The 23,643-nt window shown below is 55.0% G+C and carries 31 protein-coding genes and 2 tRNA genes; 18 read left to right on the top strand and 15 right to left on the bottom strand.

The window, feature by feature from the left end; translation table 11 throughout:
- Entirely contained in the window at nt 1-408 is a 408-nt protein-coding gene (locus QWU00_RS04055; RefSeq protein WP_187668689.1) for a hypothetical protein, read from the top strand.
- 4 nt (nt 409-412) lie between these two features.
- Here QWU00_RS04055 and QWU00_RS04050 read toward each other — a convergent pair whose 3' ends face one another.
- From QWU00_RS04050 to QWU00_RS04035, 4 genes are all read right to left on the bottom strand, one after another.
- On the bottom strand, nt 413-1,441 hold the full coding sequence (locus QWU00_RS04050) for a DUF7146 domain-containing protein (RefSeq protein ID WP_231551914.1): 1,029 nt from the start codon (nt 1,439-1,441) through the stop codon (nt 413-415).
- Nucleotides 1,438-1,860 carry a hypothetical protein gene (locus tag QWU00_RS04045; protein ID WP_035382313.1) on the bottom strand — a complete coding sequence of 141 codons (423 nt, stop codon included), beginning with the start codon at nt 1,858-1,860 and terminating at the stop codon, nt 1,438-1,440. Before QWU00_RS04045 ends, QWU00_RS04050 begins: the two co-directional genes overlap by 4 nt.
- 185 nt (nt 1,861-2,045) lie before the next feature.
- Nucleotides 2,046-2,231 carry a hypothetical protein gene (locus QWU00_RS04040; RefSeq protein WP_035382311.1) on the bottom strand — a complete coding sequence of 62 codons (186 nt, stop codon included), beginning with the start codon at nt 2,229-2,231 and terminating at the stop codon, nt 2,046-2,048.
- Nucleotides 2,231-2,719 carry a hypothetical protein gene (locus QWU00_RS04035; RefSeq protein WP_035382310.1) on the bottom strand — a complete coding sequence of 163 codons (489 nt, stop codon included), beginning with the start codon at nt 2,717-2,719 and terminating at the stop codon, nt 2,231-2,233. The genes QWU00_RS04040 and QWU00_RS04035 overlap by 1 nt, the downstream gene beginning before the upstream one ends.
- 93 nt (nt 2,720-2,812) lie before the next feature.
- On the opposite strand from QWU00_RS04035, the gene QWU00_RS04030 reads away from it, so the two are divergent.
- The 3 genes from QWU00_RS04030 to QWU00_RS04020 all read left to right on the top strand — a co-directional run bounded on the left by QWU00_RS04030 (nt 2,813) and on the right by QWU00_RS04020 (nt 5,087).
- A complete protein-coding gene (locus tag QWU00_RS04030; RefSeq protein WP_035382309.1) occupies nt 2,813-3,085 on the top strand; it encodes a hypothetical protein in 273 nt (90 codons plus the stop codon).
- A gap of 426 nt (nt 3,086-3,511) precedes the next feature.
- On the top strand, nt 3,512-4,294 hold the full coding sequence (locus tag QWU00_RS04025; protein WP_166443792.1) for a LexA family protein: 783 nt from the start codon (nt 3,512-3,514) through the stop codon (nt 4,292-4,294).
- A gap of 448 nt (nt 4,295-4,742) precedes the next feature.
- The gene (locus QWU00_RS04020; protein WP_052051550.1) at nt 4,743-5,087 is read left to right on the top strand and encodes a hypothetical protein; all 345 of its coding nucleotides are present in this window, start codon (nt 4,743-4,745) and stop codon (nt 5,085-5,087) included.
- Between the two features lie 32 nt (nt 5,088-5,119).
- Here the strand turns inward: QWU00_RS04020 and QWU00_RS04015 are convergent, their stop codons facing one another.
- Complete coding sequence (locus QWU00_RS04015; protein WP_035382306.1) at nt 5,120-5,353, bottom strand: hypothetical protein; 234 nt, start codon at nt 5,351-5,353, stop codon at nt 5,120-5,122.
- An 87-nt stretch (nt 5,354-5,440) separates the two neighbouring features.
- Here QWU00_RS04015 and QWU00_RS04010 point away from each other — a divergent pair, with 87 nt between their 5' ends.
- On the top strand, nt 5,441-5,692 hold the full coding sequence (locus QWU00_RS04010; protein WP_035382305.1) for a hypothetical protein: 252 nt from the start codon (nt 5,441-5,443) through the stop codon (nt 5,690-5,692).
- On the opposite strand, the gene QWU00_RS04005 is transcribed toward QWU00_RS04010, so the two are convergent.
- The gene (locus QWU00_RS04005; protein ID WP_150395610.1) at nt 5,670-5,891 is read right to left on the bottom strand and encodes a hypothetical protein; all 222 of its coding nucleotides are present in this window, start codon (nt 5,889-5,891) and stop codon (nt 5,670-5,672) included. The genes QWU00_RS04010 and QWU00_RS04005 overlap by 23 nt on opposite strands.
- 110 nt (nt 5,892-6,001) lie before the next feature.
- Here QWU00_RS04005 and QWU00_RS04000 point away from each other — a divergent pair, with 110 nt between their 5' ends.
- The 10 genes from QWU00_RS04000 to QWU00_RS03955 all read left to right on the top strand — a co-directional run bounded on the left by QWU00_RS04000 (nt 6,002) and on the right by QWU00_RS03955 (nt 10,489).
- Nucleotides 6,002-6,232 (top strand): hypothetical protein, encoded by a 231-nt coding sequence (locus QWU00_RS04000; RefSeq protein WP_035382304.1) that lies wholly within the window; start codon nt 6,002-6,004, stop codon nt 6,230-6,232.
- A gap of 5 nt (nt 6,233-6,237) precedes the next feature.
- Complete coding sequence (locus tag QWU00_RS03995) at nt 6,238-6,636, top strand: hypothetical protein (RefSeq protein ID WP_150395611.1); 399 nt, start codon at nt 6,238-6,240, stop codon at nt 6,634-6,636.
- The gene (locus tag QWU00_RS03990; RefSeq protein WP_035382302.1) at nt 6,612-6,953 is read left to right on the top strand and encodes a hypothetical protein; all 342 of its coding nucleotides are present in this window, start codon (nt 6,612-6,614) and stop codon (nt 6,951-6,953) included. Before QWU00_RS03995 ends, QWU00_RS03990 begins: the two co-directional genes overlap by 25 nt.
- The gene (locus QWU00_RS03985; RefSeq protein ID WP_035382301.1) at nt 6,950-7,474 is read left to right on the top strand and encodes a hypothetical protein; all 525 of its coding nucleotides are present in this window, start codon (nt 6,950-6,952) and stop codon (nt 7,472-7,474) included. Before QWU00_RS03990 ends, QWU00_RS03985 begins: the two co-directional genes overlap by 4 nt.
- Before the next feature lie 110 nt (nt 7,475-7,584).
- Nucleotides 7,585-8,256: a hypothetical protein gene (locus tag QWU00_RS03980; protein WP_150395612.1), complete on the top strand. Its 672-nt coding sequence runs from the start codon at nt 7,585-7,587 to the stop codon at nt 8,254-8,256.
- Entirely contained in the window at nt 8,253-8,537 is a 285-nt protein-coding gene (locus tag QWU00_RS03975; RefSeq protein WP_035382299.1) for a hypothetical protein, read from the top strand. The genes QWU00_RS03980 and QWU00_RS03975 overlap by 4 nt, the downstream gene beginning before the upstream one ends.
- Nucleotides 8,534-8,767, top strand: coding sequence for a hypothetical protein (locus QWU00_RS03970; protein WP_035382298.1), 234 nt, complete (start codon nt 8,534-8,536; stop codon nt 8,765-8,767). Before QWU00_RS03975 ends, QWU00_RS03970 begins: the two co-directional genes overlap by 4 nt.
- Complete coding sequence (locus tag QWU00_RS03965) at nt 8,764-9,177, top strand: hypothetical protein (RefSeq protein WP_035382297.1); 414 nt, start codon at nt 8,764-8,766, stop codon at nt 9,175-9,177. Before QWU00_RS03970 ends, QWU00_RS03965 begins: the two co-directional genes overlap by 4 nt.
- On the top strand, nt 9,174-9,425 hold the full coding sequence (locus QWU00_RS03960; protein WP_035382296.1) for a helix-turn-helix transcriptional regulator: 252 nt from the start codon (nt 9,174-9,176) through the stop codon (nt 9,423-9,425). The genes QWU00_RS03965 and QWU00_RS03960 overlap by 4 nt, the downstream gene beginning before the upstream one ends.
- A gap of 122 nt (nt 9,426-9,547) precedes the next feature.
- Nucleotides 9,548-10,489: a tyrosine-type recombinase/integrase gene (locus tag QWU00_RS03955; protein WP_052051549.1), complete on the top strand. Its 942-nt coding sequence runs from the start codon at nt 9,548-9,550 to the stop codon at nt 10,487-10,489.
- 69 nt (nt 10,490-10,558) lie between these two features.
- Here the strand turns inward: QWU00_RS03955 and QWU00_RS03950 are convergent.
- Nucleotides 10,559-10,634: transfer RNA gene (locus QWU00_RS03950), tRNA-Ala, on the bottom strand.
- Nucleotides 10,635-10,750: 116 nt separating this feature from the next.
- Between QWU00_RS03950 and QWU00_RS03945 the strand changes: the two genes are divergently transcribed.
- Nucleotides 10,751-11,050 (top strand): YggT family protein, encoded by a 300-nt coding sequence (locus QWU00_RS03945; protein ID WP_006558819.1) that lies wholly within the window; start codon nt 10,751-10,753, stop codon nt 11,048-11,050.
- Nucleotides 11,051-12,537: 1,487 nt separating this feature from the next.
- Here QWU00_RS03945 and QWU00_RS03940 read toward each other — a convergent pair.
- From QWU00_RS03940 to QWU00_RS03905, 8 genes are all read right to left on the bottom strand, one after another.
- Nucleotides 12,538-12,613: transfer RNA gene (locus tag QWU00_RS03940), tRNA-Phe, on the bottom strand.
- 55 nt (nt 12,614-12,668) lie between these two features.
- Complete coding sequence (locus tag QWU00_RS03935; protein WP_006560082.1) at nt 12,669-12,851, bottom strand: DNA gyrase inhibitor YacG; 183 nt, start codon at nt 12,849-12,851, stop codon at nt 12,669-12,671.
- The gene (locus QWU00_RS03930) at nt 12,844-13,935 is read right to left on the bottom strand and encodes a ribonuclease E/G (protein ID WP_035382295.1); all 1,092 of its coding nucleotides are present in this window, start codon (nt 13,933-13,935) and stop codon (nt 12,844-12,846) included. Before QWU00_RS03930 ends, QWU00_RS03935 begins: the two co-directional genes overlap by 8 nt.
- Nucleotides 13,932-14,564: a Maf family protein gene (locus QWU00_RS03925; RefSeq protein ID WP_035382294.1), complete on the bottom strand. Its 633-nt coding sequence runs from the start codon at nt 14,562-14,564 to the stop codon at nt 13,932-13,934. The genes QWU00_RS03930 and QWU00_RS03925 overlap by 4 nt, the downstream gene beginning before the upstream one ends.
- Nucleotides 14,565-14,568: 4 nt before the next feature.
- Nucleotides 14,569-14,787, bottom strand: a complete 219-nt coding sequence (gene infA / locus QWU00_RS03920; RefSeq protein ID WP_003622234.1) for a translation initiation factor IF-1 — start codon at nt 14,785-14,787, stop codon at nt 14,569-14,571.
- A 71-nt stretch (nt 14,788-14,858) separates the two neighbouring features.
- Nucleotides 14,859-16,172, bottom strand: coding sequence for a histidinol dehydrogenase (gene hisD / locus QWU00_RS03915; protein ID WP_035382293.1), 1,314 nt, complete (start codon nt 16,170-16,172; stop codon nt 14,859-14,861).
- Nucleotides 16,169-16,918 carry an ATP phosphoribosyltransferase gene (gene hisG / locus QWU00_RS03910; RefSeq protein WP_006560086.1) on the bottom strand — a complete coding sequence of 250 codons (750 nt, stop codon included), beginning with the start codon at nt 16,916-16,918 and terminating at the stop codon, nt 16,169-16,171. The genes hisD and hisG overlap by 4 nt, the downstream gene beginning before the upstream one ends.
- A 125-nt stretch (nt 16,919-17,043) precedes the next feature.
- Nucleotides 17,044-19,974 carry an Rne/Rng family ribonuclease gene (locus QWU00_RS03905; RefSeq protein WP_035382292.1) on the bottom strand — a complete coding sequence of 977 codons (2,931 nt, stop codon included), beginning with the start codon at nt 19,972-19,974 and terminating at the stop codon, nt 17,044-17,046.
- 817 nt (nt 19,975-20,791) lie between these two features.
- Here QWU00_RS03905 and QWU00_RS03900 point away from each other — a divergent pair.
- Together QWU00_RS03900 and QWU00_RS03895 are read left to right on the top strand one after the other, a co-directional pair.
- Nucleotides 20,792-21,589 carry an N-acetylmuramoyl-L-alanine amidase family protein gene (locus QWU00_RS03900; RefSeq protein WP_231551918.1) on the top strand — a complete coding sequence of 266 codons (798 nt, stop codon included), beginning with the start codon at nt 20,792-20,794 and terminating at the stop codon, nt 21,587-21,589.
- A 105-nt stretch (nt 21,590-21,694) separates the two neighbouring features.
- Nucleotides 21,695-23,368, top strand: coding sequence for a S10 family peptidase (locus QWU00_RS03895; protein WP_081939149.1), 1,674 nt, complete (start codon nt 21,695-21,697; stop codon nt 23,366-23,368).
- Nucleotides 23,369-23,643 lie beyond the last annotated feature (275 nt).

Below are 23,643 nucleotides of genomic sequence, written 5' to 3'. Positions count from 1 at the left end.
ATGATCACCATACAAACCGGCGCGAAAGCACTCACGCTGGAGATACTCGGCGGCATGATTGATTTTAAAATCAACAACAACATCGCGGCTAGTTTCCTCACCGTCCTGACCTTTCTCTTTTATTTTGGTTGTTTTTGGGAATTTGGCTTTGAGCCACGAGATATTACCGCCGAACAGCGCCACCAGATCGGCACGGCGCGTCATTTGCGATGCCTTGAGCACACGCAACTGGCCAACGCGATCCAGAAAATAAAAAGCACCGTCCAGATGGCCGATTGTCACAACCGGGCAATCTTCTTCCTGCTGCGGCGCTTCAGGCGGGCCACCGCCGCCTTTTTTGTCTTTGCCACCATCAATGATTTGAAAATGCCTATCGGCCGAGTGAACGGCGGCCCTGATATCCGATAATGCATCACCCGAGGACATCATTAAAATCCTTACCTTTGGGCGGCTTTGCTACGCGCACGCTGCGGTCCGCCTGCAAGAATTGATCTATTGCTTTGCGGAGACCCTGCTGCGCAGCGGGCGCTTCATCACGATCCGCCAGTATCAGCACATCTGTTGCCGTATCTGGCAGTTGGACTGAGCCGAGATTTGAGAGAGAGACTGCGGCGAGGATCCGCAGTTCCGGGCAGGCCAGTGCAACTGACAGGCAGGTTTCGATACCCTCCCCAATCGCTACTGTTTCGCCCGGCTTGATCTGTTTTAGCGTGGTACCTGCTGCACCTTTGCGGAGCGGGATAAACCCGCCAGACATTCTGCCGCGCACCTTTTTGGCGCATTGCAGCTTGGCTTTGGTCCATTGACCACCATGCTGGCCGAGCCATGTCTGGTGCAAGGCAATGATCTTGCCCTCCAGATTGGAGATGGCAGCCAGCATGGCGGGCAATGGAGCACGGATTTCATGGCAATAATGCTCAGGCGCAAATCGGAGCGCACCTGGCGCATGGTCCAGCTTGCGCAGGTCTATGCCACGGCCTTTCAGGTAGGCATCGACAGGCGAACCGATGATATCCGGCCGGGCGTCCAGCCATAGTTTGCGGGCCGTCGCACGGTTGTTTTTTTCATATTCTTGCTGGGCTTTCTCCGCCTTTTCGCATTTCTTTTTAATTTCCGCACGGCGGACGGCAACTGTCTCATCTGTCAGCCCCAACCAGCTTGATCCCCACCGATAAGCCTCTGACAGATCTCCGCCTGTCAGGCTGGCGGCAATCAGATCCAGCGCATCACCCGACTGGCCAGATGCAAAATCCTTCCAGATGCCTGCCTTTGGCCCATACAGATGCACAGCCAGAGATTTTCCTGCTTCACCCGCCACAGATCCACACTGCCATTCCGCACCGTTTCTGCGACCACCCGGCAGCACCTCACGGGCCAATTGTTCCATGCCTTGTGCCAGCATGGCAGACAGTTCCGCAGCAGATAGTTTCTGTTTGCTCATGCCGCGACCTTCGCCAGGGCAAAGCGGACAACAGGCGGACCGTAGCCCAGGCGAGCCAGAACAGGCGCAAAGCCACGCACACCGTTGAGGATGTTGGAGAGGTGCTGCTCAGATATGCCAAATTCTGGTGCGGCCGCACGCTGAGAGCCGCATCTGCGGATAAAACTATTCAGATTTTCTTGAATTTCCCACCCTGTCGCAAGGCGATTGGCTTGAGCTAGGACTGGATAACGCAGAACCTTGATCAGGCCAAGGGCTTTGGCGACATCATCCCCAATAACCTTGAGCGCCACAGCATCACGCACGGCCTGCGGCTTTAAGCCATGCTGGCGCGCAAAGGCTGCTGCGCCACCAGCCTTGCGCGTTGCGGCATTGATACGGGCTGCAAAATCCAAACCCTTGAGCAGAAGATCATCCATTTTCACGACCTCCACCCAAGGACAGAGGCCGCCAGCTAAAGCCGGAGGACACACGGACCTGCTGCGACTGATCAGGCCGGATCCGGCAACTTTTGGCTAATGCATCAGCATTGAGAGGCCGACAGATAATAAGATGCCGCCCAGGCAAAGCCCGCTCGCCAAATGTGCGGACCGTTATGGCTGTTTTAAGCATGAGCCGTTGGCTCCTGATTTTTGCGTTTACGACCAAGCCCCAGAGCGGAGCGGCGCTGATAAACGGCGCGTTCCGAAACTTGCAGTTTGCGGGCCTGACGCTTGATGCTCAGGCCAGCCCGATCCATCCGGCGGAGTGTGCCGTCCAGTTCACGCCACTCTATGGCTGGGCGCACCATCAGACTGCACCACTGTTCGAGCTTCTGGAAATAATGTGCGGCTTGTTATCCCGGATAATCTTGTGCATGGCGGCACCAATATGGTCCGAGATAATGCGTGACTTATTGATCTGGTCAAGGATCTCATGCGCCTCTGCCACGCTCACCTCGCCATCTGCAATGCTGTCCAAACCTACTTGTAAAACCTCGCTGGTGGACTTGGCATATTTGGCAAGATCACGCGGGACATATCCATGCGCTTTGAGGTTGGACGGGATAAGATCATATCCTTCAGCCCGTGCCATGGCTGCAAGGATGAGCGGCGCCTGAGCAAGCCGGTCCAGCTCAATAGCAACATCAACCGGAACAACCTGCGGTTTATTGCGGTTCTGGTAGTCGCTTATCTGGGATTTACCGACACGAATGGCCGATGAATGTTCCAGCGCGAATGGGCCTCCATTGCGCTCTATGGCTTCTATGGTGGCTGTTTTTATGGCTGCAACGTGCATCAGCGGCACTCCCCAGCATTGTGGGCAGCAGTGTTGTCACCGCTGCCCACGCCGTCCATCATGTGATTGCAACAAACATGAAAGGACGATTCCGTGGCAAAAAAAGACTTTAGCAGCCTACCGCCCGCTACCCGCGCGATATGGGAAACGATCGAGGATTTGCGCTCTATGATGGAACGTCTCATGTGGTTTAATTTCGCGCAAAAAGCAGTTCTTGGTGCATTGGTAACGCACGCAAGTCCTGAAGCTATAAACACTGCTACAGAAGCTTTAGAAGAACTCGCCAAGAACGAGAAAGACGCTGAAGGCAGGGAGATATTCGAGCAAATAGCGGCCTCGTTTAAAGGCATCACCGAAACTCCCTGATCATTGTTTCTTTTAATTCTTTTACTGAGGCCTGAACGCGACGAGGCTCGACAGATACGTCCTCAAACTCTGGCTGTAAGAGCCATAAGATAATCTTGCACCCGCCACGCTGGACCTTGAGAACTGCGTGGCGGAAGAGCCTACGGACAACATCCGGCTGACAGGCTGGGGCAGCAGGCGTACGGTTGAGATCATGAGTTTTCATGCTGCTTCATCACTGCTTTTCTGTTCGCCCAGGATATCATTGAGCGCGTTGACGAGACGTTCCACGACACAGATCCGTGGAGACAAGCGCCCATATTTCCACCGCGTATGGGTGCTTTCGGATACACCCGCCCTCAGACATATCTGCCGCATGGAGATGCCATTGGCTTTAGCCTTAGCTTCAATGTCAGAGTGCGTTACGATATGCATAATTGCTTAGATATGAGCATTTACGATCATAGTAAAGAGCATTTTTTAAGCGATACTTCCGCCTTTTGTATGTGCGAAAATGCTCATATGTCGAAACAGCACATTCAAGATGAGCTACGGAACCGCCAAAAAGCGTGGATAGAACGCATTAAACAGGCGACCGGAAAAAGCTATACCGAAATCGCCAGAGAAAGCGGCTGTGCAGCCAGCACAGTGTATCGTTTTATGGGCGACCAATCAGACCATTGCCTGAGCGCGGCAACTGAGGCAAAGATCAAAGCGCGTTTTGGCGATAACCCAGAAAAAGTTGACGCTGCTATTCCAGTTCCGATCTCTGCGATCCCGGTTGTCGGCATTGTGCAGGCAGGTTTGTGGCAAGCTGAATATGCGCGTCCATTTGCGATGGCAGACGAATTTGTGAGTGTAGGGCCAGATCCGCGATACGCAGGCTTGCAGCGCAGCGCGTTCAAGGTGTTGGGAGATTCGATGAATCTTCTTTATCCGCCGGGAACAACAGTGATAGCCGTCTCATTTTATGATTTAGGCCGTGGGCCTAAGACTGGCGAAAAAGTGATTGTTGTCAGGAAGGTAGATGGCTACGAGGAAGCCACCATAAAAGAAATAGAAATACTTGCAGATGGGCGTGTTGCATTATGGCCCCGAAGCACAAACCCTGAGTATTCACAAGCTCTAATTCTTCCGGTGAATAGTTTTTCAGATGAATTCCCCGATAATGGATGCCACCCAGAATACCGTATAGTTGGATTGGTTACTCAAAGTATAAAGCTTGAGTAACCAATAACAATTTATTTTGTAAAATTATTATTCTATGGAATTTGGCTTATAGCCTTTTGATATTAAGCAATCACTCATTAAAGACCTCCTTTGCCCAACCTGATCCAATGTGCGACTCAATGTTTCAGGTGCTGGACCTAGTGCCTGAGCCACCTGCAAGCGACAAGCGGCAGCATCTTGGTCACTGACTCCATAGAACTGAGGAGGCTGTTTGTGCTCATAAAATCCGCACCCCCCTAGAGTAAAAGATATCAGCGCTAAAATAAGCGCTTTATTCCCTTGAAATCTTTGCATTCTACCGTCCTACGAAGCCTTTTGGTTTAATGTCAAATTTGACATTAATTTTTTAGCGGATTGATGATTCTGCCGATATGAGCATTTTTGCTCTTGAAAAGTGTATGCATTTTTGCTCATTATGTCCCATCGCCACGACGCGATGGAGGAATGAATGACTGAGTCACGGACCTATTTGATCGAAGCGACCGATGGCGGCTTTGTCCTGGTTGAAAAAAAAAGCGGCCATGGCCGCCCAGAAACGCAAGTGCCCTATTCCATTGAGCAGGAAGCAGAAAGTGGCTTGAGGGCAGCGTCCAGCCCTGCTGCCTTTCTGGTGAGCAATCGCAAAATGAAAGCGCTTGATCTGGCCCGAGAAATAACACGCCTGTTTATTCAGAGCGATCGTTTGGAGGCTTCTGCCCTTCTTGCTGTAAGAGAGAGCGTAGAAGATCTGGTTACGGTTTCCATCGCTGAAATCCGTAGCCAGACGGAATGCATTTTGCCGCAGGCAGAGTAATTCTGCAGGTTAAAAGTTAAATCGGCAGAATATTATTTGTAGGTTTCGAGGTAAGCCTCACGAAGTGCATCAAAATGCTCTTTATAGGTCTGCTTCAATGCTTCCTTTTTGTAAATCACGCTAAGGTCGCTCGACCTGTTTTCTGTTTTGCCATCATCTTCTGCGCGCTCGTTTCTCTCATGTGCTCGCAGAAATTCAGCAGTGATTGTTGCAGCCGCTTGAATAAGCGCTGCTTCAATTTCGGTTTTGAGGTCTTTTTTAGACACTGGTTTTCCTTTCTCGACTCTGCTGGCGCAACGAGAATGGGGAAAATGGGCGGATTGGGCAACCAGTCCGCCTATATGGAGGAATGAATGACACGCCATGCTCTGATAACGCCCTGCGGCGATGACCTGGACGATGCCGGCCTGACTTATGGCGGCATTGCCCAGCAGCTTATGGCCCATGCGGAGGAAGCAGACCGGCAGGCTTTGCGATGCCGCAAGGCCAAGATGCCCTATGGCGAGGGCGTCTGGTTTGCCGTGGCAAAGAATTACCGCACTCAGGCGGCGCTTATTGCTGGCCGCCTGATGGATGGATCACTCAGGGAGAGATTACATCTCTAAGATCGTCTATGTAATTCTGACGTAATGCGGCCAGAATATTGCGGAAATAATAGGAGATAAATTTCTCATTCAGGTAATCATTCCGTTTTTCGGGGTTTCTTGAAGAAAAATCGTGCATCTGACGCATAAACTCTACTGTCATACTGGATGCTGCGTTGATCAAGGCGGCTTCCGTGGTCGGTGTGAGGTATGGGGGCATGGAATATCTCCGCTTATTTCACTGACTTGGGCAAAATGCCCAAACATAGACGTTAGAAAAACGAAAACATTACAAAAATATTTTGTTTGCAATTAGTTAAGGAAGCTTAAGTGGAAAATACTTATCAATTTGAACAGTATCGGGCTGCGCTGGAGCAGCATGTCCACCGCACGGTGACAGATCCCGATATCCGCCAGGTGATGCTGGCACACATTGCGCAAATGGGCGCGGCCATGCACGCAGAAAGCGTCAATACAGACGCTGCCCTGTGCTTGCACCATGTGCGCCGCCGCAGCCCCTTAAGCCGGTTTGTGCTGGGCGTTGTGGAAGGCGTGGCGTGATGAGCATGAGCAAGAAACAGAAGGAAGCCCTTGAAGCTCTTGAGGATGCCTATAAGGACACCATCAAGCTTATCAAAAATGCAAAACCTGATGATCAGGTCGCTCTCCTTTCTACAGCAGCAATAGTAAATCCGTCAGGATTTTCCAGCGCTGGCATGCATACGCTCGGAACTTTCAATGCACTGATTACCGCCGCAGGTCAGTCTCTCGTCCAGGTGGTGATGATGGCTCCCGATGATGAGCGGGATAGGGTTTTGTTCAGAGTTATGGTGATTATTGCGGAAACTGTAAGGAGAAAGCGCAAGGGAAACGAAACGCCGGTCACCTCTGCTTATATCGACAAGGTAAAGAGCCTGATACTCTTACCTGACTACAGCGCATGCCCAGATACCAAATTACACTAACCGGCGCGGGCCGTGGCCGGTTTGAAGCCATCATGACCGACCACGCTACCGGCTGGCAGATCGTGTTTGGTGATTGCCGCAGAGAAGTACGTGGCAGCCAGCAGATCTGCGCAGGCCCGCAAACGGATGGCCGAAGCCTATGGATGCTAGAAATGCAGAAAAAGGCAGACGGATACTATCAGGTTGACCTGACGGCCGCCCCACATTGGCGCATCCGTTTTGAAGAGTGCGAACTGGACACCGAAGACGGCCGCCAGTGCATCATTGGCTGGTGCAACCAGGCAGAGCCGTTGGCGGCGGAGAAGGAGGCAGCGTGAAAATTATGAGCGGAGACCTGTTCGTGTCTCAAAATCCGCGATCTATATATGCAAGCGTACATATCCTGCGGGCCGATAATGCACCCAATTCAAACCAGATCAATATTCGGTTTGAAACCAAATGGACCGATAGAAAAGGGGTAGTAAAATCATTTCTTGAATACAGGAAGAATATAAAAGTCTGGATATTCAAGAATGACGCAACACGTCACCCTATGACAGAGGTCTGCGCACCAAGAACGCATGTTATTGGCTATGTGCCAGACACGTTACCCTGGAATAATCTTGAGCCCTCCATGACAGGACTTTACCGGCAGGCATCTCCGTTAGGACGGAAAGCTGTAGTCCTGGAGGCAGATCATGCAGCGGACATGGCTGCCCGAGAAGTCCTTATTGCAGATCTCTATTCTCGCATCGGCCGACTACGCAGAGGGCTAGAGAAGATTGCAGAGCCTTCCGGCGTGAGGTGTGCTGTCAAAATGATGCGTACTGCCAAAGCAATACTGGAGGATGATCAATGACCGAAGAAACCAAGAAATTTTCCCTGGTAACGGATGCGCGGTATCTTGCACTCCTGATTCCGTCCGTCCAGTTGGCGGAGTGGTGCTCCACAGGGAGCGTTCTGCTCTATATGGGGAACGAGCAGTTTTTCGGCATTGATGTCGCACCGCATCCTGATGGCGGCATCATCCTCTCTGCCCAGTCGCGTTTTTCCTGGGTAATGGTCAGGGATCCAAAAGGCTCTGTGACCGAGCCAGTCAATATCATCTTCCCAAAGAAATTTCTGGAGGCATGCCGCCGCCCTGAATTCGGGAAAATGTTTACTGAAAATCAGGAAATCTATGAGGTGGAAGAAAGCATTCCGGCCTTCATGCAGCCCGGCCCCGTGCATGTCTTCTACTGCGGCGCCTATATCTGCGGCCGGGAGCAACCGCCCGAAGACCACGATGGCAGCGTTCTCTATTCCTCCCGTGCAAGCCTGGACGAGAAGGAGCAGGATCCATGGGTGGTACACATCCGCACAAGAGAAGTGAAGTCACCCAAGGTTTGGGACATTGTCAGCACAGCCTCTGCTGTCAAAAGTGATTCCATCATAACCAACGAGGCCATGCGCCTTTTGTCCGATACAATGGCGGCTCATGCCCGTGAGTTTTGGGATGATACTTTGCCAGTGTGGCAACTGGAGGAATTCAAAAGCAAGCATTGCGCGCCTGGCTTCAGGGCACTGTGCAAGGGCGGCGTGGAGATTATCGCATCCATTGCCCAGGCAAACCCAAAAGCCTTGAAAGCGGAGGCAGCGTGAGCGAGGAATTGAAGGCTTTGATCTTTCCCGAAGCTATGACGGAAGACATTGAGAAAGCGCTCGGAATTATGTGCTTTGAATGTGGCCAATATGCTCGGGCCTTCAACTGTGGAGGTGAAAATATCCCGCCGAAGGCGGAGAAAGAGCAAGCGGCAATAATTTTTAAAGTTTTGAAAAATGTCTTGTCAGGAATGCCTTTTGAGGAGGCATTTACAAAAATGCACAATGCTGCCGTGCGCGCACAAGAAAGAGGAAACACCCGCGCAGGAGAGAAGGCGTGATCCCGTTAAACATTGCCGGCTCGGATGTTGTTTTGCGAGGAGGCCGTGACGGCGTGCGCGACTTGTTTGCCCGCCGTGTAAACGGCTGCCTTGTTACTCGCTGGGAGCCGACGCCAGAAGAACTCAAAATTCTCAATCAGGGCGGAAGCGTTGAATTGTGGTGCGCTGGGACACGATCGCATCCACCCGTTGCGCTCAAAGTTGCAGAGCATGAGGACAAACAGTCATGACTACCCCTACCAACTGGCCCACCCCAGAGCAGCCCGGCGTGCCGATGTTTCCCAATCGGGATGGCAAGCACGTCATTGACGTTGATCCAGATGGTCAAAAAAACGAACTGGTCTATTACTGGAAAGCGGAGCATCAAGTCTGGGTATCATACGATCACGAAGGCCCGGATGATGCTCTTGAGGAATATGACCTGATCGGATGGGCCTATGTCGGCCCCTGTCTCACCCCTACCCAGATCAGCGACATGCTGGCGGGGGAGCGGGAGCGATGTGCAAATGTTTGCGACACACTGAAAGCCCGTGAGAGGGAAATACACGGGATTGGACTTTCCACTACCGCAGTAGAACGCACAGCCAAGGCCTATGACAGTGCTGGATATCTAATCCGCAAATTAGGAGAGGCACGATGAGCCAGACAACAGAGCAACGTATCAGACATAAGGCAGTTATGCCTGATTGGCCGCGCATCATGCGGCGTGAAAAAGCCGCTCAGTATCTCGATATTTCTCCAGGCGTTTTGGACAGGGAAGTGGCGGCTGGTAAGTTGCCCAGACCTATACCGATTACGGCAGGCATAAAAGGGTGGGTGCGGGATGATCTGGATGCCTGGATTGAGGACCAGCGCACACTGCCAGACAGCAAAAGCGACTGGGATTAATGGCGCGCATACATCTAAAATATGTGCAGACAACTTTGAAAGACCGCGAGGTTTATTACTATTTTCGCAGGCGTGGGTATCCACGCATCAGGTTGCCAGGACATCCGGGCTCTAAGGAGTTTATGGCTGCCTACCAGCAAGCCTTGGCAATAGAGCGGGAGCAGGTTGGCGCATCGAGGACAATACCGCGCAGCATGAAGGCGCTTGCTATTGCCTGGCGGGCATCAAGCCAGTTCAAGGGGCTGACACCCGCATCTCAAAAGACCTACAACCGGCTGATGGAAAACTTTCTTGATCGCCATGGCCATAAAGCTGCTGCCACGGCCGAGCCGCGTCATATCCTGGGGATATTGGAGAGTATGAGTGATACTCCGGCCCAGGCAAATGCGCTGCGCAATGTGTTGCGGCAGATGTTTCAATATGCCTTTGAGCATGGGTGGCGGCAGGATAATCCAGTCAAGGACATCAAAAAACTGAAATACCGAAAAACTCCTTTTCCAACATGGTCGGAAGAGGATATTCGGATATTTGAGACTTTCTGGCCGATCGGATCACGGGCACGCCTGGCATTGGCGCTTTTTTTGTACACGGGACAACGCCGAAGCGATGTGATCCGCATGGGTCCCGCCCGCCTAAAGCATGGCAGTATTGAGGTTGTGCAGATCAAGACCGGGAAATATCTGCTGATACCAATGCACCCGGATCTGGCCGAGGTACTCAGCGCACATGACCATCCAGGCGCAGCATTCCTGATGACGCAAGCAGGACAACCTTTTGCATCAGGTAATGCATTTTATAACTGGTTTAAGGATTGCGCCATCAAGGCCGGTGTGCAGGCTAAACTTGGGCCGCATGGACTGCGCAAGGCAGCAGCCAGACGCTTGGCTGAGGCAGGATGCACACCATCGGAGATCCAAGCCATTACTGGCCACAATACGCTGTCAGAGGTGGAGCGCTACACCAGAGAGGCCAATCAAAAATTGCTGGCCGAATCCGCATGGAAAAAGCTGGGGAGTATGAGCTCGGGAACGCCCCAAAAAGGGCCTAAAAAAGAGGGGGTGTGAAAACTTTGTGAAAAAAGTTTTCACTTTCTTCAAGAAAATATAATTAAAACAATGATTTATCTAGGCGGGTGGTGGAGCTGAGGGGAATCGAACCCCTGACCTCCTCATTGCGAACGAGGCGCTCTCCCAACTGAGCTACAGCCCCGCCTGTATGGTTTTTGGGTGTATAGGGCTTACTAATAGCGTGTCAAGCTGTATTGTGGCATGGTTTTGGCATGGAGGTGTTCGCCTTCAATGCTGTGAATTCAAAGGAGTTGCCGCTTGCTGTTTGGCCTTTTTTCACTGTTGATGCGGTTGCTGAACATTTATTGCTGGATTCTGCTCCTGTCCTGCATTTTCATCAATCTTTGCATGTTCGGCATTCTGGATAGCCGTAACCAGTTGGTCTGGAAGGTGGGCGTGTTCTTTAATCGCCTGACAGAACCGGTGCTGGAACCTGTGCGGCGCCTACTGCCCATGCCAGGGGGAATAGATTTTAGCCCCATGGTTGTGTTGCTGGGTATTCAATATGTTGTGCAACCCATTCTGGTTGAATTGTTCAGAATGCTGATAATGCGTTAGGCCACAGAGGGGCGATGTGAAGCAGTTCGCATCGCCTTGTTTTTTATCCTAAGGGCGTTCGGTCACGAACGCCCTTTTTTGTGAGTGCAGGGTTTTCCATTACTATTAAACAGGGGTAGCTCACCTTCTTTTCTGTCTTACAAGCATACAACTGCAAAGGGAGGCTAAGGCCACTCTTCTTAGGTAGGAACAAACACCAGCGCTTTTGGGGCAGTTTGTATCATGCGGACCTGAGTGTTTTGGGTGTGGAAAACGATTTCCTGCTTTTCCTGATCAGGTCTTATGAGAAACGTTTTTTACTCTGCCATAGCGTTTCAAATATTTTTATAATATTCTTGTTATTTATTTAATTTTCCGAATGGGTTTTGTTTGCGAAAACAGTTTCGATATTTTGTCTGTCCTGATTTTATAGGCTTCACCAGAGGAGGTGGAGGATTCCAAAAAAAACCTTTTCCCGCCTGTATAAAAATCGTAACCCATTGATATTTCTACTATTAGAAAAATTAAAATAGGGGTTTTTAGAACTCTCTAGGTGAGGATTTTCATGGTGTTATTGCAGGCCATAAAGGCGCAATCAACAGATATGCCAATTTTCAAAATTCTGCATATTATGTTTTTTGGTCAAACATTTTTTGTTCTTTTTGATCATGGTAACACCCAGTTTTTTTCAAGAACAGGATGCTTGTGATAATTGAAGAGGAGGGGGTCTTCAAGAATATTGTCTATAAAATCTGCTTTCTTTCAGATTTCATCATCGCAACTCCAGATGCGAACGTTGCTGGTCAGGCATTGTGCAGAAGGAGTGATATAATTGCGTATGTGTAGGCAGACAGAGGGGTAGCAAGGTAACATACTCCGGTAAGGCGCATGAAGCTGGGCTGGAGCATCCAGAAGACGCTCTACTTCGTCCGGGCGGGTTCATTGCATTCAGTGTGCTGCATCCTTGTTTTATTACACCGGGCTTGAAATGGCAGAAGGATGACCACGGTCAGACAACCGGCCTCTGCGTTGCACGCTATTTCAGCAAACAAAGTTTTATAGAGAACTGGAAATTTGGGGATCGCCCCAAAGATGAGAATGTAATGCCGTTCTCTGTCCCTCGTTTTCCAAGGACTATCGGAGACTATCTCAATGCCGTTGCTTCTGCCGGCTTTCGCATCACACGAATAGAAGAGCCTCAACCAACTGAACACACCTGTAAAAGAGCGTCACGATTTCGCAGATGGCGTGACCTCGCGGCGTTCCTGCTGATGGTCAGGGCAGAACGCCCGAAGTGAGGGCTATGGGACGTCTTCAGGCGTGCATCCTGGCGTGAGAATATTATGCGTTTTCCATGGGAGATGACGCCATTGGAAGAGCACCAAAAAACGGACTGTGTCTGTGCGACGCGCTTATGGCCAAAAGCCTGAGGAAGTATTTCACGTCAGATGCACAAACATCTGTGGAAATACACATCAAAGCTTCACGATTTTAGGGGGAGTCTAAAATGGTGCCCAAGGGCGGGATCGAACCACCGACACTGCGATTTTCAGTCGCATGCTCTACCAACTGAGCTACTTGGGCACCGCAGCCTCGCGGCGTGAGAGGGGGTTTATCTCAGCCTGCGTGCGGGATCAAGTCACCTTTCGTCATTTCTTTCGTCTTTCTCCATATTTTCTTCGTCAACCGGGGGACCGGGGATGCGGTACTGCCCGGTAAACCAGCGCCCGAGGTCAATATCCGCGCAGCGCTGGGAGCAGAACGGCCGTGTAGCCTGCTGGGTAGGTTTGCCGCACACGGGGCAGGAAGCTGTTTTAGTCATGGTCAGTCGTCCAGAAAAAATCCGGCAGGGAAGGATCAAGTTTTACGGCCAGAGCCTTGCCGCGCTGGGTAATGCAGTCCGCCAGTGCCTGCGGGTCTTTCTCCAGCGCGGTGATGATCCCTAGCCCACCTCGAATTTGGGTAGCGTCGGGATGATTGGCAAGAATAATGCGCAAGGCTGCCAGAGCCTGCCCATGCGGGCAGGAGAGGAGTTCCGGCAGGGAAGGGTGGGTACGGGCCCGGACAATTTCCACAAGCCCCAGCGCCGTAATGCCAAGGCAGCGTGGGCGCAATGGGTCTGCCTGTAGCATCGCTTTAATGGGTTCCAGCAGGGCCTGACGCTTGCGGGTGGAAAGGCCTGCAGGGTCAATCAGGATGGCCCCGGAGAGGTTGCGTAGCCTGATCTGTTGAAACAGGGCGGGCAGTGCATCCCGGTTGGCGGCAAACTGGGCGGTCTGTTTCGTCCAGCCTGTTGCCGTTGGGGGCGCGTCCATATCAATGGCGATCAGCGCAGGCGTGGGCGTGATGCTCGCCGTCATGCCGCCGGGCAGGGAGACGCTTGCCTCCGCCAGTGCATCGCAGGCGTGGGCTATGGCTTCAGGGAAAGGGCTGAGGGCCTGCTCACGACGGTCTCGCAAGGTTGGGGGTATCAGTGCCGCCGCCGCCGCGGAATCTACTGTGATGCGCGCCTGTGGCCAGCGGTCTGCCAGCCGCTCAAGTGGTGTTGGGCCACGGGTTAGCAGGCAGGGTTTGTCTGGCAAGGGCGTGGCAGGTGGTTCCTGTGCCTGCACACGCAGACCTTTGCCGCCTTGCGCCGCACGGGTTACGCACACGGTAAGCATCTGGCCTTCCGTAACGGGGTTCTTGCCGTTCTGTATGGGAAGGAAGCCGCTTTCCCCTTTGCCCAGATCCACAAAAGCACCGCCCATGGCGGGCATAAGGGCGCTGATGCGGGCCTGATACACGTCTCCTACCCCATCAGGGGCGGCAGGCCGCCACAGGGCGTAATCGAGAAGGGTGTTGTGCTGGGTAACGGCAAGCCGAAGCTCGCCGGGAAAGAAGGCAACGCGGAGAACGGAGCTCACGGAAGCCAGTGGCCCGGCTGACCACGGAGCAGTTGCGCCGTTTCAAACAGGGGCAGACCAATGACACCAGAGGCGCTACCGGAAATAAAGCGGATAAACCCGGCAGCATGCCCTTGCAAAGCATACCCCCCCGCTTTGCCCTGCCAGTCTCCGGCATCCAGCAAGGCCTCAATCTGATGGTCGGTGAGGCGGGAGAAAGTGACAGCCGTTTCCACCACGCGCTCTCCCGTGCGGCCATCAGGCCACGCAGCGGTAGGTACGCAGCGCAAGGCTGTGAGCACCGTATGGCGGCGGCCGGAAAGCAGGGTCAGGCATTTGCGTGCCGTTTCCCGGTCTTCCGCCTTGGGAAGAATACGGCGGCCAAGGGCCACAACCGTATCAGCCCCCAGCACAAGGGCAGGTTCTGTTATCTGATGGGCAACAGCCGCAGCCTTTTCTGCCGCCATACGGCGCACGTATGGGCGCGGCTGTTCATTACGCTGCGGTGTTTCATCAATATTGGCGGGAAAAACGCGGTCTGGCGTCAGCCCCAGCTGGGCCAAAAGGTCCAGCCGACGGGGCGATGCCGAAGCCAGCACAAATGCAGGACGCACCGCTGTTTCCGCGCCAGCAGGCCCGGAGGCGGTCATCGTCTTACTTGAAGCGGAAAGTGATACGACCTTTGGAAAGGTCATACGGTGTCATTTCAACGTTCACGCGGTCACCAGCCAGAACGCGGATACGGTTTTTGCGCATCTTGCCGCTGGTGTGTGCCAGAATCATGTGTTCGTTGTCGAGTTTCACACGGAACATCGCGTTGGGCAGCAGTTCGGTCACTGTGCCGCTAAATTCAATCATGTCTTCTTTAGACATGGCGTCCTTCGTTCATTTTCAAGCCTCGTTACAGTTGGGATGAGCAGATATGGGTGAGGGACCGTATCCGGTCAAGCGTTAGGTGTTCCCTTTGCCAGAACATCCAGCCGGGCCGAGATGCTCAGCGCGTGGGCTTCAAGCCCTTCCGCATGTGCCAGCGCCACCCCGGCAGGGCCAATGCGCCGCAGCGCATCCGGCCCGCCGGAGAGGAACGTGGTACGTTTCATGAAATCAAAAACAGACAGGCCAGAGGCAAAGCGCGCGGTGCGTGATGTAGGCAGCACATGGTTGGGCCCACCCACGTAATCGCCCACCGCTTCCGGGCAGAAACGGCCAAGGAAAACCGCGCCAGCGTGCCGTACACGGGCAAACAGGCTTTCTGGATCATCCACCATCAGTTCCAGATGTTCCGGGGCCAGACGGTTGGCCAATGTGACGGCTTCTTCCAGCGAGCGCACAATCAGAACAGCACCATTACGCTGCCAGCTTGCGCCCGCAATGGCAGACCGGGTGAGGGTACGCAGTTCCGTTTCAACTGCCGCAATAACGGTATCAGCAAACGCGGCATCCGGGGTGATCAGCGTGGCCTGCGCCAGTTCATCATGTTCAGCCTGCGCCAGAAGATCGAATGCAATCAGGCGCGGGTCTGTTGCCGAATCGGCAATCACCACCACGTCAGACGGCCCGGCAATGCTGTCGATTCCCACATGGCCGAACACCTGCCGCTTGGCTTCCGCCACATAGGCATTGCCGGGGCCCACAATCCGGTCAACCGGGCGAATGGTCTTGGTGCCGAACGCCATGGCCCCTACGGCCTGTGCCCCGCCTACACGGTAAATTTCCGTCACGCCAGCGCGGTGTGCAGCGGCCAGAACCAGCGGGTTGATCACACCGTTAGGTGTGGGCACACACATGGCCAGACGCTCCACCCCGGCTACACGGGCGGGAATGGCGTTCATCAGCACGGAGGAAGGATAGGCCGCCTTGCCACCCGGCACATACAGGCCCACGGCATCCAAGGGAATCCAGCGGAGCCCCAGTGTCATCCCCACATCATCCGTGTAGCGGATATCCTGTGGCATCTGGGCCTTATGGAAGGATTCAATGCGGTCTGCCGCAACATCCAGCGCAGCCAGAAGATCCGGGCTGACCTGCGCCCGGGCTTTTTCCACTTCCTCTGCTGTAAACGCCAGTTTTTCAGGCGTGAGGGGAAGATGGTCAAATTTTTCCGTCAGCGCGCAGAGGGCCATATCTCCGTCACGCCGCACCTGGGCCAGAATGTCCGCAACAGGGGCATGCACTTCCTGCCCCTGTTCTTCCCGCGCATCCAGCAGGGAGGAGAAAGCGGCTTCAAAGCCGGGGTCACGGATATCAAGGCGTTTCATGAAGACTGTTCTGCCTCAGCTTTTTCGGTCTGTCGGGCGTTGGCCTCAAGGGCGGTGCGAAAACTGTTGATAATGGCTGAAATCTCTTCAGGCCGCGTTTTCAGCGCCGTTCTGTTTACAATCAGGCGGCTGGTTACGTGCGCTATGGTTTCCACTTCACGCAGGCCATTGGCGCGCAGGGTGGAGCCAGTATCCACCAGATCCACAATCAGGCGGGAAAGGCCCAGCATGGGGGCCAGTTCCATCGCGCCATGCAGATGGACAATATTGGCGTTGATGCCGCGAGCCGCAAAATAACGGCGGGTGACGGCGGGATATTTGGTGGCAGCCCGAACTTCGGACCAGCGCGCCCATTCGGCGGGGTCATGCGGCAGGGTGTTGGGCTGGGCAATGGAAATCCGGCATGCGCCAATGCCCAGATCAAGCGGGGCATAGATTTCAGGGTAGTCAAATTCCATCAGCACGTCTGCGCCGCAGATGCCTACCTGCGCCCCGCCAGAGGCGACAAAGGTTGCCACATCAAAGGAGCGCACGCGCACAACATCCACGCAGGGGTCTTGCGTGGGGAAACGCAGCTTGCGGCTGTTATCGCCCAGACAATCATCACTGGGCGCCAGCCCTGCCTGTTTCAGCAGGGGGGTAACCGCTTTCAGGATACGGCCTTTGGGGAGAGCCAGCACCATGGGGGCCCGTTCTTCCGTGCCCAAAGGGCGTACGGGTTGAAGGTCAGGCTGAGGCACGGTCATGAAAACTCCGGTCGGGCAGCAGGGGCAAGAGTGCGTGACGGCGGCACTCCTAGCACAAGGCGGCCCGGTATCAAAGGCAGAGCACCTGCCCGAAGAGACTTAATGCGTCTCTCCGGGCAGAAAGCTCAGCGGCGCCACCATCCAGTGCGGCGGCGGGGAGCAGGTTGCTCATCATCAATGACAATCGGCTGCACCACGGAAGGATCAGTCGCGTCCTTGCTGTCTTCCGCCGGAGCCGCCTCGGTTTTTGTGGCGACAGAGGCCGCTTTGGCTGCCGTGCGGCGGCGGCGCGGTGCCGGCTTTTCGGCCTCCACTGCCGGAGCTTCAGCTTCAGCAGCGTCTGCAACGGAAGCCGTCTCCACCTTTTTCCGCGTGGTGCGGCGGCGGGTGCGAGGTTTGGCTTCTTCCGCAGCATCCGCTTCAGGTGCGGTTTCGGCTTCGGTTGTGGGGTCGGCCTTTTTGCGCGTCACACGGCGGCGGCGCGGTTTAGGGGCTTCTTCCTCGGCTGTTGCGTCAACGCTTTCAGCAGCAGGTTCCGGAGCCTCCGCCGCAGTTGCGGGCGCTTCCTCTTCTGCGGTCCGCGTTGCCGTGCGGCGGCGGCGTGTGGGCCGTCTGCGGGCAGGCTTTGCCTCTTCCGGCTCAACAGCAACGGTTTCCACCGTTTCTTCCACCTGCGGGGCAGCGGAGACTGACGCAGGCGCTTCGGCTTCCACCACTGCTTCCGTTTCCACAATGACCGGGGCAGCCTTTATGGGCTCAACCGGAGCGGACGTCTTGGCAGGGGCCGGGGTGCGGGCAGGCTGCGGAGCCGGTTCCGGCTCGGCCATGCTGCTTTCGATCAGATCGAAAATATCGATGCTGCCGCCAAACGGGTTGGCGGGGGTCGGCCCCTGCCATGTGGGACGGGACGGCCGCGGAGCCGGACCTTCCTCAATCGCAACCCGGATCTGGGGCTGCTCTTCACGCTGCACGCGGGAGTGACGTGTGCGGCGACGGCCCGGAACCAGATTATCTGTTGCCTCGGAGTCGGCATCTGCCTGTGTGGGGGCAGGCTGTTCTGCTGCGGCAACCGGTGCAATCTGTTCAGGAGCCTGATCCTGGTTGTGCTGAGCTTCCTCCCGATTCCCGTTGCCACCACGGCGACGACGGCGACGGCGACGGCGACGCGGCTCGTCCTCACCTGCGGCAGCCGTTTCCGGCACGGCGGCTGTCTCTGCAATAGCAGCGGCAGCGACAGGAGCCTCGGCCTGAGCTTCAATCACCGGCGCTTCATCTGCCACCACATTTTCAATGGGTGCCAGAACGGTTGGCGCACGGTTTATCCGTGGGGGCTGGCGGCGCTCAATCCGGATTTCCGGGATAGGCAGGGAGGAATCCGCTGCAAACAGGATTTCCATGTGGTGGCGTTTTTCAATTTCCGCCAGCCAGTCGCGCTTGTTGTTCAGCACATACAGCGCAATCTCTCCGGCCACATGCACCGTAATGGCGGACGCGCGGCGGCGTGCCCCTTCTTCTTCCACAGCGCGCAGCACATGCAGGGCCGAGCTTTCAATGCCACGCACCATGCCGGTGCCCTGACAGTGCGGGCAGGGCGTGAACGCGGCTTCCGCCACGGACGGACGCAGCCGCTGGCGGGACATTTCCAGCAGCCCGAAATGGGAGATGGAGCCCATCTGGATGCGGGCGCGATCATGGCGCAGCGCGTCTTTCAGGCGGCGCTCGATCATGGTGTTGTGGCGGCGGGACTCCATATCAATGAAGTCGATCACAATCAGGCCAGCCAGATCACGCAGGCGGAGCTGGCGCGCGACTTCATCAGCCGCTTCCTGATTGGTGCGGAAGGCTGTTTCTTCAATGTTGCGCTGGCTTGTGGCCTTGCCGGAGTTCACGTCAATCGCAACAAGGGCTTCTGTCTGGTTGATAACCAGATACCCGCCAGACCGCAGGGAAACCACGGGCGAGAACATGGCGTCCAGATGCCCTTCCACATGATAGTGGGTAAAGAGCGGCTGGTTTTCCTTGTTCCACAGACGCACCTTCTCGGCGTGCTGGGGCATGAGCAGGCGCATGAAGTCCCGCGCGGCTTTCCACCCGCTTTCTCCATCCACCAGAATTTCATTGATCTCACGCGTGTACACATCGCGGATGGCGCGTTTTACAAGGCTTGCTTCCTCGTAAATCAGCGCAGGTGCGACCGACTGAAGCGTGAGTTCACGAATATCATCCCACAAATGCAGCAGATATTCGCAGTCGCGCGTAATTTCCGGGCCGGGCCGCTGGGCGCCTGCCGTCCGCACAATCATGGCCATGCCACGGGGCAGGTTGAGGTCAGACACAATATCCCGCAGGCGGCGACGGTCTGCCACGGATGTAATCTTGCGGGAAACCCCGCCGCCACGCAGCGCGTTGGGCATCAGCACACAGTAGCGGCCAGCCAGCGAGATATAAGTGGTAAGGGCTGCACCCTTATTGCCGCGTTCTTCCTTGACCACCTGAACCAGTAGCACCTGGCGGCGGCGGATGACTTCCTGAATACGGTAGTTGCGCATGAAGCGGGCAATCCGCTTCTGGATCAGCGCTTCTTCGCCGGTATCGGTTTCACCGCCGACATAATCAGGGGTCTTGCTGCGGCCATTGGCGCGGGGAGCGTCTTCGTTCCCTTCGGCGGAGGCTTCGGTTTCCGCGTCTTCGGACTCGTCAGACTCCGTCAGATCCGTTTCGGTTTCGGTCTCATCGGTCCCGTTGTCGGCATCATCCAGCAGGGTTTCTTCTTCGGCCTGCAGGGCGAGCAGCTTTTCACGGTCGGCAACCGGAATCTGGTAGTAGTCCGGGTGGATTTCGCTAAAGGCCAGAAAACCATGGCGGTTGCCGCCATATTCAACAAAGGCGGCCTGAAGGCTGGGCTCTACGCGAACAACGCGGGCAAGGTAGATGTTTCCTTTGAGCTGCTTTTTTGCAGCCGCTTCAACATCATAATCTTCAAGTCTGTTTCCATCCATAACGACAACGCGCGTTTCTTCCGCGTGCGTCGCATCGATCAGCATACGCTTTGACATAAAAAGAAAAACTCCGGTGTGCCGGTGGCCGGCCTGTCCGGTGCGTCCGCTTGGGCGGGTGGGCACGGAACGGGGGCTCTTCCGGCAGGCGAGAATAGGTATTTACGACATAATGAGGGGCAGCGGCCAACCCGGACAGTGAGGTGACGGCAGAGGCACGAAAACAGGAGTCTGTTTCCCCTCTGGTCATGCGCTCAACGTATAGGCTCCGGGCGATGGTCATGTATCCTTCAACCAAAATTTCCTGCTCCCATCCGCGCGGGGCGGCGCTGTAACGCCAGCCGCGCCCTTTGACGTGAAAAGGAGCGGAAACAGGATGCATGACGGGCAATCTGCCTTGGGCCATGCCTACTCACCATGACGCAAAGTGCAACAAACCGCAAGCCATTCAGAATAACTGTTTTTTAGACCTTTCTACGGTGTCATGGTTTGGACATTATCTTTCTTCAGTATCGTCGCAATTTTCAGGGTGCGAGAAATCATGCCGCCAGAGCACCAGCCATTACAGCCTTTCTTCATGCCCACGTTCCATACGGTGGAGGGAGCGCCAGCCCCTGTGCGGGCCAGCGATAGAGCTATGGCATCCGGGCTGAAAGGCCAGGCAGGGGAGGCCGCAGGCCCCTGTGCTGCAGAGGGCGGTTTGTGTCAGGTCGCCTCAGGCGTCTCTCCGGGCAGTTCTGCTGAAGGGGATGTCGCAGGGCTGGAGCCAAAGGAGCAAAGCAGCGTGTTCCCATATCATGCCAAGGCCGGTTTTTCGGCAGGTTCCCTTCTGTTGCCCACGCGGCGCGGGCTCATCAGGGGCGGGGCCGGTCTGGTGATGTTGGGGGCGGCTGGTTCTGTAGCGCAGGCCGCCGCGCATGGTGGTAGCAGCGCTGCAAAGCATACGCTGTCAGCCCCTGCCATTGTGGGCAAGGCCAAGCCAGCCCTGCCTCTGGTCATGCTGGACCCCGGCCACGGCGGGAAGGACCCCGGAGCCATTGGCTTCTCTGGCACGTATGAAAAACACGTGGCGGAAGCTGCGGCGGCGGAACTGCAACGCCAACTGGTGGGCACGGGCCGCTACCGCGTGGCGATGACGCGCACGTCTGACCGCTTCATTCCGTTGGATGGCCGCGTGGAACTGGCGCAACAGCATGGGGCGTCCCTGTTTATCTCCATGCATGCGGATGCGCTGCATAATGCCTCCGTGCGGGGGGCAAGCGTTTACACACATTCCCATGGCGCATCTGATAGTCAGACTGCGGCCCTTGCCCAGACAGAAAACAGTGCGGACCGGTTTGGCGGCCCGCTGGTGCAGGGGGCATCGCCAGAAGTGCAGCAGATTCTGGCCAGTCTGGTGACGGAAGAGGCGCGCCGGGGTTCGGCCCATATGGCCAGTGCCGTGGTGTCTTCCTTCCAAACGCGTATTGCGCTGTTACCGCACCCACATCGGCATGCCGCATTTGCCGTGCTGAAATCGGCGCAGATTCCATCTGTTCTGGTGGAAATGGGCTTCATGTCCAACCGGCTGGATGAAGCCGCGCTGCGGCAGGCCGGGCATCGGGCCATGGTGGCGGGGGCCATGTGTAACGCGGTCAACCGGTATTTTGCCTCCGCCGGGGTTGGGTTGGGGTAAAAGACAACGGTAAAATTGTTACCAAACGGAAAGGAACCCTCTTGGCGGGTGGCTCGGTTTGTTTATAAAATGAAATATTATAACATGACTGAGTGATGCAAAGAGATGAAACAGAGCTATCGTGCCGGCGTAAAACTGGCCTCCCTTCTGGCCAGTGTTTCCCTGCTGGGGGCCGGTATGCTGGTTGCGCAGCCAGCCGCATGGGCTGAAGACGCTAAACCCGCCGCTGAAACTGCCAAGGCCAAGGATGGCGCGGCAGACTTTTTTACCAAACCGCAGAGCGTGACCTCCACCGGCTCCGTTACGGTGCATGGGGCGCATATTGACTATCAGGCTGTCTCCGGCACCCTGATTGTGCATCCCAAAGGCTGGGATGACGCCGTTCTGCCTGATGAAGACAAGGATAAAAAAACACCGGCGGCGGCCTCCATTTTTTATGTGGCCTATTTCAAGAAAGGTGTTCGCCCGGAAAATCGCCCCATTACATTCATTTATAATGGTGGCCCCGGCTCCTCCACCGTATGGCTGCATATGGGTGCGTTTGGGCCCAAAAAGGTTGTTACGGCGGATGATGCACACACCCCTGCCGCGCCCTATGCCATTGTGAACAACAATGACAGTCTGCTGGATGTATCTGACCTTGTGTTTATTGATGCGCCCGGCACCGGCTATGGCCGTCTGACCGGCACGGACAAGGAAAAAACGTTCTTTGGCACGGATGCAGATGCCCGTGCCTTTACGGACTTCATTGCCCAGTTTCTCTCCCGCTATGGGCGTTACAATTCCCCCAAATATCTGTTTGGGGAAAGCTACGGCACCACCCGTTCCGCCATTGTTGCCAACCAGTTGGCGGATGATAAAGGCATTGATCTGAACGGCGTTATCCTGCTCTCACAAATTCTGAACTACGATAACGATATTGATGCCGCGCAGATGAATCCCTCGGTGGATCAGCCTTATGTGCTGGCCCTGCCCAGCTATGCCGCCACGGCGTGGTATCACAAGCGTATTCCCAATCAGCCGAACGATCTGAAGGGTTTCTTGCAGGAAGTAGAGCACTTTGCGCTAACGGACTATACGGCCGCCCTGCAGGATGGAAACAGCATCACGCCAGAAAAACGGGATGCCATTGCCCAGAAACTGCATGACTATACCGGCCTGCCTGTAGACTACATCAAAAAGGCCGATCTGCGCGTAAATGGCGGAGAATTTGAAAAAACCCTTCTTGGGGATAAAGGGGTTGATACAGGGCGTCTGGATAGCCGCTTCTCTGGCCCCACCATGGACCAGCTTTCCCAATATCCGTTTTATGATCCGCAATCTTCGGCCATGTCTTCCGCCTATATTGCTGCGTTTAATGATTACGCGCGCAACACGCTGCATTACGGCAATAGCTCCGTGGTGGGTGATGGGTATCAGGAATACAAATTCTTCTCAGACGCCATTACAAAGTGGGATTTCTCACACGCGCAGCCGAATACGGATTTCCCCATCCATGGGGCTGTGAACGTGCTGCCTGATCTGGCCTCGGCCATGAAGCATAACACCAGCCTGAAAGTGATGCTCAACCAGGGCTATTATGATCTGGGAACCCCGTATTTCGAGGGGATTTATGAAATGCGGCATCTGCCGATTTCTCATGATCTGAGCAAGAATATTCAGATTGTGCAGTATGAATCCGGGCACATGGTCTATGCGCATCAGGACTCTCTGGCCCAGTTGCATGATAACGTGGCAAAATTCATTACCGGCACCTACTCACCGCTTGCTGGTAAATAAAATAGTCCGTTCAGCCTATTTTGAAAAAGCCCGTCAGATCAGTCTGGCGGGTTTTTTATATGTGAAAGCAGTGGCTTGTCTTAATCAGTCGTCTCGCTGCGGCGTTCTACCCTGCGTGCCTGACATCTGATGTGGTAAAGGAGGGGCCATATCTCCAGAAATTGGGGCGTAGACGTCTCTTTCCGTTAAGGTAGCCTGCTTTGCGTGTGCTTCAGGATGGCCATGAGGACGCTGACGGCAAGCCCTGCCAATGCTCCCAAACCAAACCAGTATAG

The organism is Acetobacter tropicalis, from assembly GCF_030644465.1.
Lineage (GTDB): Bacteria > Pseudomonadota > Alphaproteobacteria > Acetobacterales > Acetobacteraceae > Acetobacter > Acetobacter tropicalis.
This window is presented reverse-complemented; position numbering and strand designations above follow the sequence as displayed.

Bases quoted from the DNA above. Each gene is read 5' to 3' on its own strand.
- QWU00_RS03990 (WP_035382302.1), top strand. From the start codon at position 6,612: ATGCCCAGATACCAAATTACACTAACCGGCGCGGGCCGTGGCCGGTTT.
- hisG (WP_006560086.1), bottom strand. From the start codon at position 16,918: ATGACCGTGCCTCAGCCTGACCTTCAACCCGTACGCCCTTTGGGCACG.
- QWU00_RS04050 (WP_231551914.1), bottom strand. From the start codon at position 1,441: ATGAGCAAACAGAAACTATCTGCTGCGGAACTGTCTGCCATGCTGGCA.
- QWU00_RS03960 (WP_035382296.1), top strand. From the start codon at position 9,174: ATGAGCCAGACAACAGAGCAACGTATCAGACATAAGGCAGTTATGCCT.
- QWU00_RS04020 (WP_052051550.1), top strand. From the start codon at position 4,743: ATGACTGAGTCACGGACCTATTTGATCGAAGCGACCGATGGCGGCTTT.
- QWU00_RS03925 (WP_035382294.1), bottom strand. From the start codon at position 14,564: ATGACCGCCTCCGGGCCTGCTGGCGCGGAAACAGCGGTGCGTCCTGCA.
- QWU00_RS03935 (WP_006560082.1), bottom strand. From the start codon at position 12,851: ATGACTAAAACAGCTTCCTGCCCCGTGTGCGGCAAACCTACCCAGCAG.
- QWU00_RS04055 (WP_187668689.1), top strand. From the start codon at position 1: ATGATCACCATACAAACCGGCGCGAAAGCACTCACGCTGGAGATACTC.
- infA (WP_003622234.1), bottom strand. From the start codon at position 14,787: ATGTCTAAAGAAGACATGATTGAATTTAGCGGCACAGTGACCGAACTG.
- QWU00_RS03980 (WP_150395612.1), top strand. From the start codon at position 7,585: ATGGGGAACGAGCAGTTTTTCGGCATTGATGTCGCACCGCATCCTGAT.
- QWU00_RS04010 (WP_035382305.1), top strand. From the start codon at position 5,441: ATGACACGCCATGCTCTGATAACGCCCTGCGGCGATGACCTGGACGAT.
- QWU00_RS04040 (WP_035382311.1), bottom strand. From the start codon at position 2,231: ATGGTGCGCCCAGCCATAGAGTGGCGTGAACTGGACGGCACACTCCGC.
- QWU00_RS04005 (WP_150395610.1), bottom strand. From the start codon at position 5,891: ATGCCCCCATACCTCACACCGACCACGGAAGCCGCCTTGATCAACGCA.
- QWU00_RS03900 (WP_231551918.1), top strand. From the start codon at position 20,792: ATGTTGGGGGCGGCTGGTTCTGTAGCGCAGGCCGCCGCGCATGGTGGT.
- hisD (WP_035382293.1), bottom strand. From the start codon at position 16,172: ATGAAACGCCTTGATATCCGTGACCCCGGCTTTGAAGCCGCTTTCTCC.
- QWU00_RS04045 (WP_035382313.1), bottom strand. From the start codon at position 1,860: ATGGATGATCTTCTGCTCAAGGGTTTGGATTTTGCAGCCCGTATCAAT.
- QWU00_RS04025 (WP_166443792.1), top strand. From the start codon at position 3,512: ATGAGCATTTACGATCATAGTAAAGAGCATTTTTTAAGCGATACTTCC.
- QWU00_RS03995 (WP_150395611.1), top strand. From the start codon at position 6,238: ATGAGCAAGAAACAGAAGGAAGCCCTTGAAGCTCTTGAGGATGCCTAT.
- QWU00_RS03955 (WP_052051549.1), top strand. From the start codon at position 9,548: ATGGCTGCCTACCAGCAAGCCTTGGCAATAGAGCGGGAGCAGGTTGGC.
- QWU00_RS03895 (WP_081939149.1), top strand. From the start codon at position 21,695: ATGAAACAGAGCTATCGTGCCGGCGTAAAACTGGCCTCCCTTCTGGCC.
- QWU00_RS03905 (WP_035382292.1), bottom strand. From the start codon at position 19,974: ATGTCAAAGCGTATGCTGATCGATGCGACGCACGCGGAAGAAACGCGC.
- QWU00_RS03965 (WP_035382297.1), top strand. From the start codon at position 8,764: ATGACTACCCCTACCAACTGGCCCACCCCAGAGCAGCCCGGCGTGCCG.
- QWU00_RS04035 (WP_035382310.1), bottom strand. From the start codon at position 2,719: ATGCACGTTGCAGCCATAAAAACAGCCACCATAGAAGCCATAGAGCGC.